14 protein-coding genes and 3 tRNA genes are annotated in these 16,014 nt (G+C 62.3%); 5 read left to right on the forward strand and 12 right to left on the reverse strand.

What is annotated here, in order from left to right; translation table 11 throughout:
* Nucleotides 1-43 precede the first annotated feature (43 nt).
* The 6 genes from rpmG to DX923_RS09895 form a co-directional block, all read right to left on the reverse strand.
* Nucleotides 44-214 (reverse strand): 50S ribosomal protein L33, encoded by a 171-nt coding sequence (gene rpmG / locus DX923_RS09870; RefSeq protein ID WP_006502836.1) that lies wholly within the window; start codon nt 212-214, stop codon nt 44-46.
* Nucleotides 215-325: 111 nt separating this feature from the next.
* Nucleotides 326-399 (reverse strand) — tRNA-Met (locus tag DX923_RS09875).
* A gap of 53 nt (nt 400-452) precedes the next feature.
* A tRNA-Thr gene (locus tag DX923_RS09880) sits at nt 453-525 on the reverse strand.
* A gap of 87 nt (nt 526-612) precedes the next feature.
* Nucleotides 613-1,212 (reverse strand): energy-coupling factor transporter transmembrane component T family protein, encoded by a 600-nt coding sequence (locus DX923_RS09885; RefSeq protein ID WP_116114507.1) that lies wholly within the window; start codon nt 1,210-1,212, stop codon nt 613-615.
* Nucleotides 1,206-1,904, reverse strand: a complete 699-nt coding sequence (locus DX923_RS09890; protein WP_116114509.1) for an energy-coupling factor ABC transporter ATP-binding protein — start codon at nt 1,902-1,904, stop codon at nt 1,206-1,208. The genes DX923_RS09885 and DX923_RS09890 overlap by 7 nt, the downstream gene beginning before the upstream one ends.
* Before the next feature lie 4 nt (nt 1,905-1,908).
* Nucleotides 1,909-2,541, reverse strand: a complete 633-nt coding sequence (locus tag DX923_RS09895) for a biotin transporter BioY (RefSeq protein WP_116114511.1) — start codon at nt 2,539-2,541, stop codon at nt 1,909-1,911.
* A gap of 313 nt (nt 2,542-2,854) precedes the next feature.
* On the opposite strand from DX923_RS09895, the gene DX923_RS09900 reads away from it, so the two are divergent.
* On the forward strand, nt 2,855-4,396 hold the full coding sequence (locus DX923_RS09900) for a Re/Si-specific NAD(P)(+) transhydrogenase subunit alpha (RefSeq protein ID WP_116114513.1): 1,542 nt from the start codon (nt 2,855-2,857) through the stop codon (nt 4,394-4,396).
* Between the two features lie 5 nt (nt 4,397-4,401).
* A complete protein-coding gene (pntB, locus tag DX923_RS09905) occupies nt 4,402-5,889 on the forward strand; it encodes a Re/Si-specific NAD(P)(+) transhydrogenase subunit beta (RefSeq protein WP_116114515.1) in 1,488 nt (495 codons plus the stop codon).
* A 95-nt stretch (nt 5,890-5,984) separates the two neighbouring features.
* Here the strand turns inward: pntB and aroQ are convergent, their stop codons facing one another.
* From aroQ to DX923_RS09930, 5 genes are all read right to left on the reverse strand, one after another.
* A complete protein-coding gene (gene aroQ, locus DX923_RS09910) occupies nt 5,985-6,443 on the reverse strand; it encodes a type II 3-dehydroquinate dehydratase (protein WP_116114517.1) in 459 nt (152 codons plus the stop codon).
* Nucleotides 6,440-8,239, reverse strand: coding sequence for an NAD-dependent malic enzyme (locus tag DX923_RS09915; protein ID WP_240322588.1), 1,800 nt, complete (start codon nt 8,237-8,239; stop codon nt 6,440-6,442). Before DX923_RS09915 ends, aroQ begins: the two co-directional genes overlap by 4 nt.
* 84 nt (nt 8,240-8,323) lie before the next feature.
* Nucleotides 8,324-9,127: an enoyl-CoA hydratase gene (locus tag DX923_RS09920; RefSeq protein ID WP_116114519.1), complete on the reverse strand. Its 804-nt coding sequence runs from the start codon at nt 9,125-9,127 to the stop codon at nt 8,324-8,326.
* Nucleotides 9,128-9,176: 49 nt separating this feature from the next.
* Nucleotides 9,177-9,974, reverse strand: coding sequence for a helical backbone metal receptor (locus tag DX923_RS09925; protein ID WP_116114521.1), 798 nt, complete (start codon nt 9,972-9,974; stop codon nt 9,177-9,179).
* 65 nt (nt 9,975-10,039) lie between these two features.
* Nucleotides 10,040-10,123, reverse strand: a tRNA-Tyr gene (locus tag DX923_RS09930).
* A gap of 172 nt (nt 10,124-10,295) precedes the next feature.
* Here DX923_RS09930 and DX923_RS09935 point away from each other — a divergent pair.
* From DX923_RS09935 to DX923_RS09945, 3 genes are all read left to right on the forward strand, one after another.
* A complete protein-coding gene (locus tag DX923_RS09935) occupies nt 10,296-10,793 on the forward strand; it encodes a YajQ family cyclic di-GMP-binding protein (protein ID WP_116114523.1) in 498 nt (165 codons plus the stop codon).
* Nucleotides 10,794-10,876: 83 nt separating this feature from the next.
* Nucleotides 10,877-12,379, forward strand: coding sequence for an amino acid permease (locus DX923_RS09940; RefSeq protein WP_205413021.1), 1,503 nt, complete (start codon nt 10,877-10,879; stop codon nt 12,377-12,379).
* A gap of 52 nt (nt 12,380-12,431) precedes the next feature.
* Nucleotides 12,432-13,451 carry an asparaginase gene (locus DX923_RS09945; protein ID WP_116114525.1) on the forward strand — a complete coding sequence of 340 codons (1,020 nt, stop codon included), beginning with the start codon at nt 12,432-12,434 and terminating at the stop codon, nt 13,449-13,451.
* 38 nt (nt 13,452-13,489) lie between these two features.
* Here DX923_RS09945 and pepN read toward each other — a convergent pair whose 3' ends face one another.
* On the reverse strand, nt 13,490-15,988 hold the full coding sequence (gene pepN, locus DX923_RS09950) for an aminopeptidase N (protein WP_116114527.1): 2,499 nt from the start codon (nt 15,986-15,988) through the stop codon (nt 13,490-13,492).
* Nucleotides 15,989-16,014 lie beyond the last annotated feature (26 nt).

The raw sequence follows: 16,014 nt of genomic DNA on the forward strand, positions 1-16,014 counted from the left end.
GCACCAGAAGGTGCGACCGCCAAAGACGTTTAGCTGAAGTGGTTCAGCGGGTCTCTCGGTGTGCCGTGTGCTTGTGGCACTTCGGGCAGTACTTGTTCATCTCAAGACGGTCGGGGTCGTTCCGACGGTTCTTCTTAGTGATGTAATTCCGGTCCTTGCAGTCCACACAAGCAAGCGTGATCTTCGGACGGACGTCAGTGGACTTGCTGGCCACGGGGCTACCTGACTTTCAGCTCGAGATATGCGCAGATACGAGGTCTCCGGGGCGAGACGCATCGAGACAAAAGAATACGCGATTTCAGGCGGCTACCTGAAATCGCGTCAGTAGCGAGGGCGGGACTCGAACCCGCGACACCACGATTATGAGTCGTGTGCTCTAACCACCTGAGCTACCCCGCTAAGGGACCAAAGCAGGTGGTCACTGATCAGTGACCACCTCGCCTCAGAACCAGAGCCCCGATAGGGAATCGAACCCTAGACCTTCTCCTTACCATGGAGACGCTCTGCCGACTGAGCTATCGGGGCTTGCTTCCGCAACTCGCTTGCGGCTGCTCGGTAACTGTACAAGGTGAACCCAGGAAGCGCGAAATCGGCGCTTCGCCGAGCCGCTCCTCAGTCATCCACACCTCTCGCGGCCAGTGCATCACCGACATGTCCCGCATGGTGAATGGTCCGGATCACCGTCGGAGTCGCCAACGCTCGCAGGCTGCGCTCCAACCCTCTCGCACGCCTCGCGTCACGGGTCTCTTCCAACAATCGCCTTACCACCGGGATGGAACGCACGGTCAAGGCACAAAGCAAGCCCCAGCGCTCGGCATCGACCACTCGATCGGGAAGTCGTTCTGCCAGCGACACCGTCGTCTCCAACATGTCCTGGACTCGGGTCGTCAACGTGACCAAGCTGGCACCAGCCACCGCGACGATGAGGTTCGCACACATCACAGTGGCGAATACCCAGTCCTTCGACCACCACTGATAAGCAAAAAGCGCAACGACGAACCAGCGAAGGGGCCACACCTGGGCCAGCGCAACTCGCGCAGGAACACGAGCCAACAGGTAAAGGAGTCCGACGACGACCGAGATCGCTATTACTACTCGGAGATCTGCGATCACGAAGAGCAGCAGCGTCATCACGATGAGGAAGAGCATCTTGACCGACGGACGCACCCGGTGCACCAGCGTGTCGCCTGGCAAGTAGAGGCCGGTCAACATGACATGAGCTCCCGATAGAAAGCCACCGATTCGCGCCCTGGCCCGTCATGAACGACTTTGCCACCATCGATCACCACGACCCGACCCCAGTCCATGAGCAGGTCCAGTTGATGAGTGACAAGGATCACCTGCTGGGAGAGCCCGGCGAGAAGGTCCGCGACCTGTCGTGAATGTCTCAGGTCGAGCAAGGTCGTCGGCTCGTCGCAGACCAGAACCGACGGCTCGGTGACCATGATCGCCGCGATAGCCAGAAGCTGTTTCTGCCCGCTCGACAGAAGGTGTGCCGGATGATCTCGATGGCCCGCCAGCCCGAACCTGGCCAATACCTCCCCCACCAGGTGATCGACCTGATCTCGGGGAAGTTTGCGCCGACGTAAGGAGAAGGCGACGTCCTCGGCGACTGTCGGCATCACGATCTGCGCATCAGGGTTAGGGAAGACGAAACCGACATGGCGCCGCACCTCTGCACCCTGTTTCGCCACATCGAGCCCGTTGACCACGATTTTTCCCCAAGAGGGGGTGACCAGTCCGTTGATCATCCGGGCCAGGGACGACTTACCTGATCCGTTTGCCCCGATAACGCCCACCCGCGACTCGGAAAGAGTCAGATCAATCCCGTCCAGGACCGTGCGTTCCCCGTAAGAATGACTGACCCCGGAAAAAACGATCCCGTTGTGACCAGCGAGGCTCACCGATTCACCGGCCCCGACGCAGCGGAGGAGTCAAACCAGGTACTCCTCGGTGCACGGCAGTGGCAACCGCAGTCGCGATCGCAGCCTTGATCAGATCACCAGGGATGAAAGCAAGGTGCAATACGAGCTGCGCCCACAAGCTCGTCCTGGTGCGCATCGCCGCATACGGGATACCCAGGGCGTGCATCACCACGATCCCACCGATCACGCAGGAAAGTCCGATCCACCATGGCTCTACCTTGGGGAGACGGAACTGGACCATGACGCCAATGACTGCCGCTCCGATGACAAAGCCCACAAGATATCCGACAGTCGGACCAGCCAACGCAGCAACCGTGGAACGCCCTCCGGCCAGCACCGGAACACCCAGCATTCCCACTGCCAGCATCAAGGCGATAGCCGCAGAGCCTCGTTTCCAGCCGAGAATCGCACCGCACAACGAAACACCGAGATGCTGAAAAGTAAAGGGGACCGGGGTTCCCGGAATACTCACCGGAGGAGCTAGTCCCAACACCACAGTCAGCGCAGCGAAAGCTGCGATGAGCGCGAGATCCCGCGCGGAGAAGAAGCGAGCCGAAGACCGCCTCGAAGAATTGGAATTCGCCACGTCGGTGGCGACCTGGGCTTGCTCAGACATCCCTCTACTCCTGTGACCGACCCGCTGCGAAGAGGAAGGTTCTCCCTCTCGGCGGCTGAGCCTAGCACCGACTTGAACACCGTTCAGTCAACAGAATCCAGGCGCTGGAAGTCCATGGGGAGAACGTCCTCAGCAGAACGCCGAAAGACTCCAGCGAGAAAAACCCGGGAGCTCCCACATTCCACCTCCCTCCCCTTTACTATTCCCAAGGTCGATATCAGGACCTTTGGCCTTGACCATCTTTCCTTCCCACCATGAACGTGGGTCCTGCCTGCGCCTCCCAAGGCGCGCCTCGCTGCGAAGGAGCCCTGCCGTGCGCATCGGCATACCCAAGGAGACGAACGCGGGTGAGACCCGCGTCGCCGCCACACCGCAGACCGTCGCACAGCTGCTGAAACTCGGATACGAAGTCACCGTCGAAGCCGATGCAGGACAGCGCTCCGCCCTGTCCGACACCGCTTTCACTGACTCCGGCGCCACGATCAGCACTGTCGAAGACGTCTGGTCCGCCGACATCGTCATCAAGGTCAACGAGCCGCATGACGACGAACTTGCTCGCCTCTGCGACGGAGCAACCCTCATAGCGCTCCTGGCGCCCAGGCTCAACCAGGAACTCGTCGACAAACTCACCACCCGCAAGATCACCGCGTTATCCATGGATGCAGTCCCCCGCATCTCCCGCGCTCAAGCACTCGATGTCCTCAGCTCGATGGCCAATATCGCCGGCTACCGCGCCATCGTCGAAGCAGCCCACGAATTCGGACGATTCTTCACCGGCCAAGTCACGGCTGCAGGGAAGGTTCCTCCGGCCAAGGTCTTCGTTGCCGGAGCCGGCGTCGCAGGCCTCGCCGCTATCGGCGCCGCCAACGCCCTCGGAGCGATCGTCCGAGCCAATGACGTCCGCCCCGAAGTCGCCGAACAGGTCGAATCCATGGGCGCTGAATTCGTTCACGTCGACGACCCCGGCGCACAAGTCAGCTCAGACGGATACGCCAAAGAAATGGGCGAGGAATATCAGCGCCGCCAAGCCGCCATGTACGCCGAGCAGTGCCGAGACGTCGACATCATCGTCACCACAGCGCTCATCCCCGGCCGCCCCGCACCCCGGCTCATCACCGCCGAGATGATCGCGACCATGAAAGCCGGCAGCGTGATCGTCGACATGGCCGCCGCCACCGGCGGCAATGTCGAAGGAAGCGTCGCAGGGGAGAAGGTCGTCACCGACAACGGGGTGACCCTGATCGGCTACACCGACCTCGCTGGGCGTCTCCCGACCCAGGCCAGCCAGCTCTACGGCCAGAACATGGTCAATTTCCTGAAACTCGCCACTCCGGGCAAGGACGGCGAGCTCTGCCTCGACATGGACGACATCGTCATGCGCGGCATGACCGTGGTGAAGGACGGCGAACTGATGTGGCCGCCGCCTCCCGTCCAGGTGTCTGCCGCACCACCACCGACAGCACCTGCACCCGAGGTCACGGAACCAGCACCCCCGAAGAAGACCTCGCCTGCTGCCAAAGCAGCGATCTTCACCGGAATCGGAGCTCTGTCACTACTCCTCTTCGCGTTCTCCCCTGAACCCTTCCTCGGGCACTTCATGGTCTTCATGCTCTCGGTGGTCATCGGCTACTACGTGATCGGCAATGTCCACCATGCGCTGCACACCCCCTTGATGAGCGTCACCAACGCCATCTCGGGGATCATCATCGTGGGTGTCCTGCTCCAAATCGGAAGAGATAGTTCCCCTGTCTTCGTCGACGTCCTCGCCTTCATCGGCGTCCTACTGGCGAGCATCAACATCTTCGGTGGTTTCACCGTCACCCAACGCATGCTCGGCATGTTCCGGAAGGACTGAGCGCCATGACTATCACCCTGGTGCAAGGCTCATACATCATTGCCGGGCTGCTCTTCATCCTCAGTCTCGCCGGACTGTCCAAACACGAAACCGCTGAAGGCGGCAACCGCAACGGCATCCTCGGTATGGGCGTCGCGCTGCTCATCACCATCCTCGCCGCCGTCATCGGCGTCGACGCAGCCGGAGAGGCCAACGACCGCGACGGCAGTGGCAGCACAGGTCTGGGGTTGATGCTCCTCGCCATGGCCATCGGAGCTGTCATCGGCATCTGGAAGGCACGCAAGGTCGAAATGACCGGCATGCCTGAACTCATCGCGCTACTGCACAGTTTCGTCGGGCTGGCTGCTGTCCTCGTCGGATACAACAGCTTTTTCGAAGCCGAACACCGCATCCAGGAAGCTGGCGGAGTCGCAGACCGGATCCCGGACCTCGCCGGAGCACTCGGCCCCATCCACAGCGCGGAAGTCTTCATCGGCGTCTTCATCGGCGCAGTTACCTTCACCGGCTCCGTGGTGGCCTACCTCAAGCTCAGCGCCAAGATGAAGTCGGCCCCGCTGATGCTCCCCGCCCACAACTGGATCAATCTGGGCATCCTCGCCGTTTCCACAGTGCTCACCGTCTTCTTCGTCCGGACACCCGGCCTGCCCTTCCTGGCCGCCATGACTGTGCTTGCGCTAGCCCTGGGATTCCACCTCGTCGCTTCCATCGGTGGCGGAGACATGCCCGTCGTAGTCTCCATGCTGAACAGCTACTCCGGGTGGGCTGCAGCCGCTGCCGGATTCATGCTCAACAACGATCTGCTCATCATCACCGGAGCACTCGTCGGATCTTCTGGTGCCTTCCTGTCCTACGTGATGTGCAAAGGCATGGGACGCTCCTTCATCAACGTGATCGCTGGCGGATTCGGATCCGACGGCGCAGTGGTCGGTGAAGCCAAGGACTACGGTGAACACCGTGAGGTCGACGCCGAGGCAGTGGCCGACCTACTCCTGGATGCCAAGAGCGTCGTCATCACCCCGGGATACGGCATGGCCGTTGCCCAGGCCCAGTACCCGGTCGCCGAGATCACCGATACCCTGCGCAAAAGGGGAATCACCGTTCGTTTCGGCATCCATCCCGTCGCAGGACGTCTCCCCGGACATATGAACGTTCTACTCGCCGAGGCCAAGGTGCCTTATGACATCGTCCTGGAAATGGATGAGATCAACGACGACCTCGCCCACACCGATGTGGTCCTGGTGATCGGTGCCAATGACACCGTCAACCCAGCGGCCCTCGACGACCCCCACTCCCCCATCGCCGGGATGCCGGTCCTCTCGGTCTGGGAAGCCGAACAGGTCATCGTCTTCAAACGATCCATGGCCACCGGATACGCCGGAGTTCAGAATCCGCTGTTCTTCAAGGAGAACACCGCCATGCTTTTCGGTGACGCCAAGCAAAGAGTGGACGACATCCTGCGTGTCCTGCACACCCGAGCTGCCACCGGCGCCTGAATCGACGCGATCCCGCGGCCGGCCCTTTTCTCGAGGCGAACCCCACGGTGGCCCGCCCCCCTTGACCGGGGACGGGTCACCGTTCGTTCTCCTGCTCAAGCCTGAACGTCGAAGTCCCCCACCTGACGGATCAATGCCGAGAGGGCCAACTCGTATCCGAGGGTCCCGCAACCGACTACCACGCCCATCGCCACGTCCGACAGATAAGAATGAGCCCGAAAATCTTCCCTGGCATGCACATTAGTGATGTGCACCTCGATAAAGGGCAGCGCCGAACTGACCAGCGCATCCCGCAATGCCACCGAGGTATGAGTGAACGCTCCCGCATTGACCACGACTCCGACGACACCCTCGTCCGTCCACGTTTCGATCCGATCGATCAGAGCGCCTTCATGGTTCGACTGGAAATCCACCAAGGTCACCCCATGGTGAGCCGCGAGTGCCCGACAGCGAACAACCACATCTTCCAAGGTGTCGGTGCCGTATTTCTCTGGCTCCCGGGTTCCCAGTCGTCCCAGGTTGGGCCCGTTGAGGACAGCGATCGTCCTGCTCATGCGGACGTCTTCGCGTTCTCATCGCCGGCTTCGGCCAGCGCCTGGTCAACGCTTTCAGTAGGCGTCGAAGACACTTCCTGGCCGGGCAGGACGATCTGTGGGTAGACCGGCTGCCACATCGACTCGTAAACCTGTTGAACGGGATCTTTCATCTCGATCTTCGACAGGCCCTCTGCGTAAGCCGTCTGGGCTACCCGGATGGCGACTGTTCCGGACACCCTCCGTAGGTGTGAGATCGACGGAAGCAGCGCTTTCCCTGGGGGGACGACATCCACGATCTCGGCCACTGCTTCGGCGGCTGCCGAGATCATGCGGTCAGAGACTCGTTCAGCTCTGCTCACGACGACGCCCAGTCCGATCCCGGGAAACACCAGAGCATTGTTGGCTTGTGCGATCTGATAGGTCTTCCCTCCGTGGACGACCGGGGCGAAGGGGGATCCGGTGGCGACCAGTGCTCTGCCGTCCGTCCAGGCCACGATGTCCGCAGGAACTGCTTCAGCACGGGAGGTCGGGTTCGACAGCGGCATGATGATCGGCCGGTCGACATGGGCAGTCATCTCGCGGACGATTTTCTCGGTGAAGGCTCCTGCTCTGGCCGAGGTGCCGATCAGCATGGTGGGATGCACATTACGGACGACATCGGCCAAGGAGATATGGCGCGGGTCGTCGAGATCCCAGGCGTCGATCTCCTCCTCAGGTCGGGCGTAGGGCCGTTGGAAGGGTCGTACCGCGTCGCCCAGCCCGGTGGTGATCAGGCCCTTGGAACCCAAGCACCAAAACTGTCGGTTTGCTTCCTCCGGCGTCAGACCTTCTCTGATCATCCGGTCGCGCATCAGGTCGGCGATACCCACACCTGCCGTGCCTGCTCCGAAGATGACGACCCGTTGCTCGCTCATCCGGCTACCGGTGGTCCTCACCCCGGCGATCGCGGCTGCAGTGACGACAGCGGCGGTCCCTTGGATGTCGTCGTTGAAGGTGCAGCACCGGTCGCGGTACTTCTCCAAGATGCGGTGCGCATTGCCTGCGCCGAAGTCCTCCCAGTGGATCATGGCGTGGGGGAACAGCCGGGTGGCGGTCTCCACGAAATGTTCGATGAACAGGTCGTATTTCTGTCCGCGGGTTCTGCTGTGTCGAGTGCCCAGGTAGAAGTCGTCGTTGAGCAGCTCCATGTTGTCGGTGCCGACGTCCACGACGACCGGGATCACACGACGCGGATCGATGCCGGCAGCGGCCGTGTAGACCGACAGTTTGCCCACGCAGATCTGGACCCCGCCGATTCCTTGGTCACCGATGCCGAGGATCCCTTCGGAGTCGGTCACGACGATCAGGTCGCAGTGTTCAGGGTCGAGTCCGTAATTGAGCAGTGACTCCTCGACCTCTCCAGGGTAGTCGACGGAGGTGAAGACGCCACGCATCCGGTGGTACCCATGGCTGAATCGCTCGATCACATCACCGATGGTGGGGGTGTACACAATCGGAAGCATCTCTTCGAGGTGTTCGGCGAGCACCCGGTAGAAGAGCACTTCGTTACGGTCCCGTACGGCGGCGAGATAGGCGTACTTGGTGATCTCCGTGGGCTGTTCCGAATACTGCTCGTAGCAACGGCGCACCTGCTCCGCCAGGGTGTTCACTCCCGGCGGGAGAAGGCCCGCGAGCCCCAGGGCGTGACGCTCCGGCCAGGTGAAGGCCGTCCCTCGGTTGATCGTCGGATTCGCCAGGATCGTATTGCCCCGCACGTTGATCTTCAGCCGTGGGGTGCCCCGGCCAGACACGAACTCGTAATTGGGGATCGGCATGCCTCTCAGACTAATCCGCTCGAGCTATCGGGATCTGTCCGATTCTGCCGAACGCGGTCTCAGCGAACTCACCGAGCATGCCGGTCAAGGCAGGCTGCGAAAATCAGGTCGTTCCTTCGCCAGGAAGGCCCGCACCCCTTCCCGGAAGGCTTCGCTACCGTAAGCCGACTCCAGAAGAGACTCGTCGAGCGCCGGATCCTCAGGGGAGGCCTTGATCCGCCGCAGTTGTTCCTTCGTCGTCCGCACGGTGACCGGGGCCGCGTGCAGGAGACCTTCGACAAGTTCTTCGAGTTCCCGATCAAGTTCTGCCCTGCTCTCGCAGAGGGAGACCAGAACGCCGAGTTCGTAGGCACGACGCGCATCGAACAGCCTGCTCGCCAGGAGCATCTGCCGGGTCGTCGACTCACCGAAGATGTGCACGCACCGTTCCAACAACGGGCGGGAGAGAGCGTTACCCAAGGTGCGGGCGATCGGGTACCCGAAACGCGATGACGTGGTCGCCACCCGTAGGTCGCAGTAGGTCGCCACCGCAAGCCCGCCGCCCACGCACAGCCCGTCGATCGCCGCAATCGTGACCTGGGGCAGCTCGGCCAGCTTGGTGAGCATCGACCGCACCCGACGTTCGTAGGACACGGCTTGCGCGCCCTCCGTCATCTCCGCGAACTCGGCGATGTCATTGCCTGCCGCGAAAGCCAGGGCTCCGGCTCCCCGAAACAGCACCACTCGTGCGGTGTTGTCCCCGGACAGCTCCTCGAAGACCTCCGTCAACCGTTCGTACATCACTGCGGTAAAAGCATTGTGCCGATGGGGCCGGTTGAAGACGATCTCGGTCAGTTCCCCGCCGTGGCTGCGTGTCACGATCAGTTCGTCACCGTGATGGGTACTCATCGTGTGTGCCTCTCCTGTCGGGTTGCCGTCCTCCCATCCTGGCCCTCGATCAGATCGATACCGCCCGTAAAGAACGCACGATCTCCTGAGGTGCCTCGATCATCGCCGGCCCATACCAGGTCAACGCACGACCTGCCACGAAAGCGACCGGCAGAGAAAAAGCCTCCGGACCGTCATGCGCTGAGAAGGGATAAGGCTCATCGGGCAGGAGCGCCACCTCGGCGGGGTATGCCGTGCCGACTTCCTCCGGGGAGAAAACCGGGTAACGACCGGGGTGTGGAGGAGAGACGAGTTGTACGCCCAAGCGTCGGAGAACGTCCGCAGCGTAGGTCTTCGGCCCGAGACACATCCAAGGGCGGCGCCAGATCGGTACCAGCACCTGCACCGGCGGGCCGGGGCGGACCTGCGTAGGAGAAGACCAGGCCCGTTGGGCTTCGGTCAGCCAACGACACGCCCGAGAGGGCACAGACAAAACCTCAAGAATCCGGCCCAGCGAACACAACGCTCCAGGAACGTCCTCAATATCCGTCACCCACACCGGAAGCCCGGCCTCCTGCAGCCTGCCCACGTCGCACTGCCGGTTCTCCTCCTTGCTGGCGATCACCAGGTGGACGTTCAAGCTCAGGATCTGATCGATATCCGGGCTCTTCGTCCCTCCCACCCGAGGCACCCCGAGTTCTGCAGGATGGGTGCACCAGTCGGTGGCGCCGACCAGCAACTCGGGTTCGGAATACGCGATCGCCTCCGTCAGCGAAGGCACCAGGCTCACCACACGTTCAATCGGATGATCGAAGCTCAGCTGTCGACCAAGATCATCATGAGTGGTCAAGGCTTGGGGAGAGGCCATGGGCCCATTCTCAACCCGGGCAAAGGAGTGGGGCCCAACTGATCAGTTGGGCCCCACTCTTACGCTGGTGGCAGGTGAAGGATTCGAACCTTCGTAGCTTTCGCGACGGATTTACAGTCCGCTCCCATTGGCCGCTCGGGCAACCTGCCGTGGTGCGCCCGCACAGCATAGCAACGATCCCCCAGGGTGAGTCCAATCCGCTGCCCACAGGGGGCAGAATGGTGCGTCGAGATACGGCTACGGGAAGACTCGAAGTCACCTCGTCGCCGTGGGACCCCTTATTCCCTCGTCGTCAGAACCACATCCCGACCCAGGAGAGACATGGCCGACAGCTCATTCGACATCGTCAGCAAGGTCGACCGTCAAGAGGTCGCCAACGCCCTCAACCAGAGCCAGAAGGAGATCTCTCAGCGGTACGACTTCAAAGGCGTCGGTGCCAGCATCGACTTCAGCGGCGAAGACACCATCGTCATGAAGGCCAACAGCGAAGAACGCTGCCTCGCCGTCCTCGACGTCTTCCAGACCAAACTGGTCAAGCGCGGCGTCTCCCTGAAGTCCTTGGACACCGGCGAAGGCCAGCCCAAGGCCTCCGGCAAGGAGTACCGCCTGGAAGGCCAGCTGAAGAACGGCATCAGCCAGGAGAACGCCAAGAAGATCTCCAAATTGATCCGCGACGAGTTCCCCAAGACCGTCAAATCCCAGATCCAGGGCGACGAGCTGCGAGTCACCAGCAAGAGCCGCGACGAGCTTCAAGCGGTCATGCAGATGCTCCGTGAATCAGACCTGGACGTCGCGCTGCAGTTCACCAACTACCGTTGACCCTTCGCGCCGGGAGGGGCTCGTGTTCCTCCCGGCGCTTCCTCCCCCATCGGCGCTTTTCCCCTCATGAGCCGAGGCCCATCATGAAACCTGTCTCGTCCGACTCCGGTGCGCTTCCACAGAACACCCGTCAACCCGCTGAAGGGGATGACCGCGCGTACGACAGAGCGACGACGCAGACCGGTACATCTGACGGCAATCCCTCTTCCGTACAGAGCGGCGGGTTGCACCGGACACTGAAGAACCGGCACATCCAGATGATCGCGCTGGGTGGTGCAATCGGCACCGGGCTCTTCTACGGCTCCAGTGCCAGCATCAAGATGGCAGGCCCTGCCATCATCCTGGCCTATCTCGTCGGTGGACTGATGATCTTCCTGATCATGCGGGCCCTCGGAGAGATGTCCGTCCAGAATCCCGTCTCCGGCGCTTTCGCCCATTACGCGCACGAGAACGTCGGCCCCTTCGCCGGGTTCTTCTCCGGCTGGAACTACTGGTTCAACTACGTCACGGTGAGCATGGCCGAGCTCGCAGTGGTCGGCATCTACGTCAACTTCTGGTTCCCGGATATCCCCAAGTGGGTGAGCAGCGCAGTCTTCCTGGTCCTGATCACTGCGATCAACCTGGTGAGTGTCAGCGCCTACGGTGAATTCGAATTCTGGTTCGCGCTGATCAAAGTGGTGGCCATCATCGCCATGATCCTCTTCGGGTTGGCGATGATCCTGTTCGGCCTGGGCAACGGCGGTGACCCCGTCGGGCTGAGCAATCTGACCGAGCACGGCGGCTTCTTCCCCCACGGCTGGTGGGGGGTGACCACCGCGCTGGTGATCGTCATGTTCTCCTTCGGCGGGGTGGAACTCATCGGAATCACCGCAGGTGAAGCCGCTGACCCTGCCCGGAGCATCCCCAAGGCCATCAACGAAGTCGTCCTGCGGATCTTCGTGTTCTACGTGGGTGCAATCTTCGTGATCCTGTGCATCTTCCCCTGGGAGCGGGTCGGCGACGAGGGAAGTCCTTTCGTGACCGTCTTCGCCAAGATCGGTATCCCCGCCGCAGCCAGCCTGCTCAACATGGTGGTTCTGACCGCAGCCGTCTCTGCGTACAACAGCGGTCTCTACAGCAACGGACGCATGCTGCTCTCACTGGCCAAGCAGGGAAATGCACCGAGTTTCCTACAACGGGTCAGCGCGCAGGGCTCACCCTATGCCGGGATCCTGGTCTCCTCCGCTGTCACCGGCATCGCTGTCCTCCTCACCTATCTGCTCCCGGGAAAGGTCTTCCTGTACCTGATCTCCGTGGCCTTGACCGCCGCCAACCTCAACTGGATCCTGATCGTGTTCACCCAGTTGAAGTTCCGTCAGCGCATCGGGGTGGAGGAAGCGGGCAAACTGAAATTCCCCATGCCTCTCCACCCCTTCTCGAACTATCTCGTACTGGCGTTCCTCGGTCTTGTCACCGTTTTGATGTGGTTCCTCCCCGATTTCAGATATGCGCTCTACGTCGCTCCGATCTGGGTCGGCACCCTCAGCCTCGGATATGTCCTCAAATGCCGAGCAGAGAAACGCCGCGGCATGACCCCCGTCCCATAACAGCGCCCCGCCTGTGCCGGGCGTATTCCTCGGCAGAGGTCAGAATTGAGCCATGATCTCTGCTGACGCTCCCCTTCCGCGCCCACACGTCCTGGTCCTGGCCACCGGGGGAACCATTGCCGGATCGACCAGCGCCACCGAGACGGTGAACTATGCCGCCGGCGTGGTCGACGTGGACAAGCTCATCGACGCAGTCCCCGGCCTGGACACCTTGGCCGAGATCTCCCACCGCCAGCTCTGGCAAGTGGACTCGGTCGACATGGACCCGGACCGTCAGCTGGAACTGGTTCGTCAGGTGCGCTCACAGGTGGCCCGGCCTGATATCGACGGAATCGTCATCACCCACGGAACAGACACGCTGGAGGAAAGTGCCTACCTTCTTGATCTCCTCGTAGGCTCACCGAAACCAGTGGTGCTCGTCGGCTCGATGCGACCGGCCGACGCGCTCAGCGCAGACGGGCCTGCGAATCTACGCCATGCCGTGCTCGTGGCAGCGTCCCCGCTCTCTCGCGATCTGGGCGTCCTGGTCGTCATCGGCGAGGAGATCCACGCCGCCAGGTCCACCCGTAAGGTCCACGCCACCCGGACTCATGCCTTCGACTCCCCGTACGGCCCTCTGGGCGAGATCGTCGCCGAAGAACCTCACTACTCACGGGCTCTTCACCGCTGCTCCGCCGTCGACCCCACATCCGCAGCAACGATCTCAGCGGTCGGCGCTGAGCTCCCTCCGGTCGAGGTCGTGCAGGGACGCGCCGGACTGCCCCAGCCGATACTGCAAGCTGTCCTCGACTCCGGTGCCGCCGGGGTGGTCTACGTCGGACATGGCGCAGGCAATATTCCCGCCGACGTGCTCCCCCGGCTACAGACTTTGGTCGAGGCCGGTGTCGTGGTCATGCGAGCGTCCCGAGTCGGTTCCGGCACGGTGTCCCGCAAGGGGGCGGTCGACGACGACCAGTACGGTTTCGTGGCCGCCGGCGATCTGACTCCGCAACAGGGCAGGATCGCACTCTCCGTCGCGCTGACCCAGTCCCGCGATCCACGGCAGGTACAACAATTCATCGACTCACATTGAGCTCGACGTAGCCGTACCTGCCGCCAGAGACGAGGTCTTCACGGCGCCGGGCGGAAGCGCTCCTGGGAAGCAATCGCCTGCCGGATCCGAGCTGCGCCGTCGATCATCGCCCTGCGGACCGGTTCACTCATCGGAGTGCGTGCCAAGGCCTGCTCCACCTTCGCAAGAGTTTCAGCCTCGACAAGTTCCCGAGGGAAAGCGGCCGAGGCGAGGCCTCCCAGCGCGTAGTCACCCATCTTCCCTGAAAGAGCTGGAATATCGGTGATATACCGTTCGGCGTAGGGGCTGAGCGTTTCGCTGTCGGTAAAACGCCAGAAGCCGATGGCCAGGGCTTCGAGCTCGTAATAGGACCGTTCTCCCTTGGCGATCTCCGACCAGACCCAGGCCTTGTTCTCAGCCCCTGGCAAGGCCGCCCGCGCCCGTAGGTGCGCCATCTGCCCCGAGAGAGTCCGGTCCTGTGCTGCCAGCCGATCCAGATACGCGCGATCGACACCGCCCTGTTCAGCGAGAGTGGCAGCAGCTTCCCACCGAAGATCCGAATCATGCGCCAACGGCTCTCGGGTGGTGTCACCCTCGGCCAGCGCACGCAAGAAGTCCTTGTCGACGCTCCATCGGGCTCGACCGCTGACAGCAGCCGGATAGGCGGGACTGTCCGGCCCGGACCGCGCGGCGACCCGTCCGCACATCTCGGCCAGAGCCCGACGGGCAGCAGGCTGCTCATCGAGCGGAAGGAAGTACCGCACCAACGGCTTCAAGATCTGCAGGAAGGCTCCTCTCAGGACGAGAGGCTCCGTCTCCTCCGGCAACGCCCGAATAGCGATGTCGAGCACCTGCCTCGGATCAATCAGTGCGTCGACCATCCCGGCGTACAACGCAGACCAGATCATCGCGCGCGCAACAGGGTCATCGATGAGTGGGAGCTCCTCGAGGAGGGAGTCCAGGGTGGACTTGCTGAGTCGTGGAGTGGCCCAGGTGTATGAGCCGACGTCAGGGACGACCACTGCAGGCAGCGGCTGTCCGGCCAGCTCCTCCACGACGGTCTGGTGGCTGTCGATCGCCACCGGAATGCGCCAGATCTCCTTACCCCCGGTGAACCCTGCGATCTCGATGGCATGCGGCCGGTCCGCTGGTGACTCGGCAGGTGATTCTCTGCGCACCGTCGCTGCCGTCATGCGGCCGCCCTCAGCGTCGATGTCCACGGCGAGCGCGTCCATCCGCGAGGTCCGTAGCCATTCCTGGGACCAGTCCGCTAGTGAACGTCCGGACTCTGTTTCCATCGCACCGATGAAGTCCGCGAGGTCGGCATTGCTGAACAGGTGGTCGTTCAGGTAGCGGCGTACCCCCGCGTCGAAGGTGTCCTGCCCCAGGTAATGGACCAGCTGAGCGAGAACAGCCGCACCTTTCGCGTAGGAGATGCCGTCGAAGTTCTGCAGCGCGCTTGGTGCGTCGCGTGGGGTCTGCCCGGCGACAGGGTGGGTGGAGGGGCTGCGTTCGGCGGTGGATCCCCACAGCTTCCGCGCGATGGTGAAACCAGTCCATGCCGAGGTGAATTCGGTAGCTTCCAGGCAGGCTCTGTGTGCCATGTACTCCGCGAAGGACTCGTTCAGCCACAGGTCGCCCCACCACCGCATGGTGACCAGGTCGCCGAACCACATGTGGGCCATCTCGTGCAGGATCGTGTTCGCCCGTCCGGCGAGTTCGGCTCCGTCGGGGACGCCTCGGAAGATCATCTGGTCGCGTAGGGTCACGCAGCCGGGGTTCTCCATCGCGCCTGCGTTGAACTCCGGAACGAAGACCTGATGGTAGGCGCCGAAGGGATATCTGATGCCGAAGAGCCGGTGGTAATGGTCGAAGCCGGCCTTGGTGAGTTCCATCAACTCATCGCTTTGTTCTTTCAGCCGTTCTGCCAGTGAAGCCCGAGCGTGCAGCCCTAGAGGAATCCCGTCGTGGACATCGGTGATGCTGGCATAGGGACCGGCACAGACGGTGACGAAATAGGTGGACAGAGGTTTGGTCTCGGCCAGTCGCCAGATGCCTTCGTCGTCTTGGCTGGCTTCTCCGTTGCCCAGCACGATCCAGTTCTGGGGCGCCCGCACGGAGATCTCGTGGATGGCTTTCATATCGGGTTGGTCGAAGCAGGCGTACACCTGTGGCGCTGCATCCAGGAAGAGCTGTCCGTAGACGTAATGCTGTTCGTCGGCCGGGTCCACAGCGCGGTGGAGCCCCTGGCCGTCTCGCCCGTAGGCCATGGTGGCTTCGACGATCAGTTCGTTGTCCGCCACCAAACCGCCCAGTGGGAGACGTCCCTGGTCGGCCTGCGCCGGGTCCAGGTCGTCCCCGTTCAGGGTGAGTCGGTGCACCTCGTGAGCCTTCAGGTCGATGAAGGTCTGTGCTCCTGGCTCAGCGCAGGAGAAGCGCACGATGGTCCGCGACCCGAAGAACTGTTCACCACGGTCCAGGTCCAGGTCGACGGTGTAACGGGACACCTCGATCAGACGGGAGCGTTGCTCGGCCTCGGTGTATAGCAAACCTGTCATTTGCCCACTGTGTCATGTGTCCTGGT

It is taken from the genome of Austwickia chelonae (assembly GCF_003391095.1).
In the GTDB taxonomy this organism is placed as follows: domain Bacteria; phylum Actinomycetota; class Actinomycetes; order Actinomycetales; family Dermatophilaceae; genus Austwickia; species Austwickia chelonae_A.

Excerpts from the sequence above, each read along its gene's own strand:
- DX923_RS09885 (WP_116114507.1), bottom strand. The coding sequence starts at position 1,212 with ATGTTGACCGGCCTCTACTTGCCAGGCGACACGCTGGTGCACCGGGTG.
- DX923_RS09895 (WP_116114511.1), bottom strand. The coding sequence starts at position 2,541 with ATGTCTGAGCAAGCCCAGGTCGCCACCGACGTGGCGAATTCCAATTCT.
- pntB (WP_116114515.1), top strand. The coding sequence starts at position 4,402 with ATGACTATCACCCTGGTGCAAGGCTCATACATCATTGCCGGGCTGCTC.
- aroQ (WP_116114517.1), bottom strand. The coding sequence starts at position 6,443 with ATGAGCAGGACGATCGCTGTCCTCAACGGGCCCAACCTGGGACGACTG.
- DX923_RS09915 (WP_240322588.1), bottom strand. The coding sequence starts at position 8,239 with ATGCCGATCCCCAATTACGAGTTCGTGTCTGGCCGGGGCACCCCACGG.
- DX923_RS09920 (WP_116114519.1), bottom strand. The coding sequence starts at position 9,127 with ATGAGTACCCATCACGGTGACGAACTGATCGTGACACGCAGCCACGGC.
- DX923_RS09925 (WP_116114521.1), bottom strand. The coding sequence starts at position 9,974 with ATGGCCTCTCCCCAAGCCTTGACCACTCATGATGATCTTGGTCGACAG.
- DX923_RS09935 (WP_116114523.1), top strand. The coding sequence starts at position 10,296 with ATGGCCGACAGCTCATTCGACATCGTCAGCAAGGTCGACCGTCAAGAG.
- DX923_RS09940 (WP_205413021.1), top strand. The coding sequence starts at position 10,877 with ATGAAACCTGTCTCGTCCGACTCCGGTGCGCTTCCACAGAACACCCGT.
- DX923_RS09945 (WP_116114525.1), top strand. The coding sequence starts at position 12,432 with ATGATCTCTGCTGACGCTCCCCTTCCGCGCCCACACGTCCTGGTCCTG.
- pepN (WP_116114527.1), bottom strand. The coding sequence starts at position 15,988 with ATGACAGGTTTGCTATACACCGAGGCCGAGCAACGCTCCCGTCTGATC.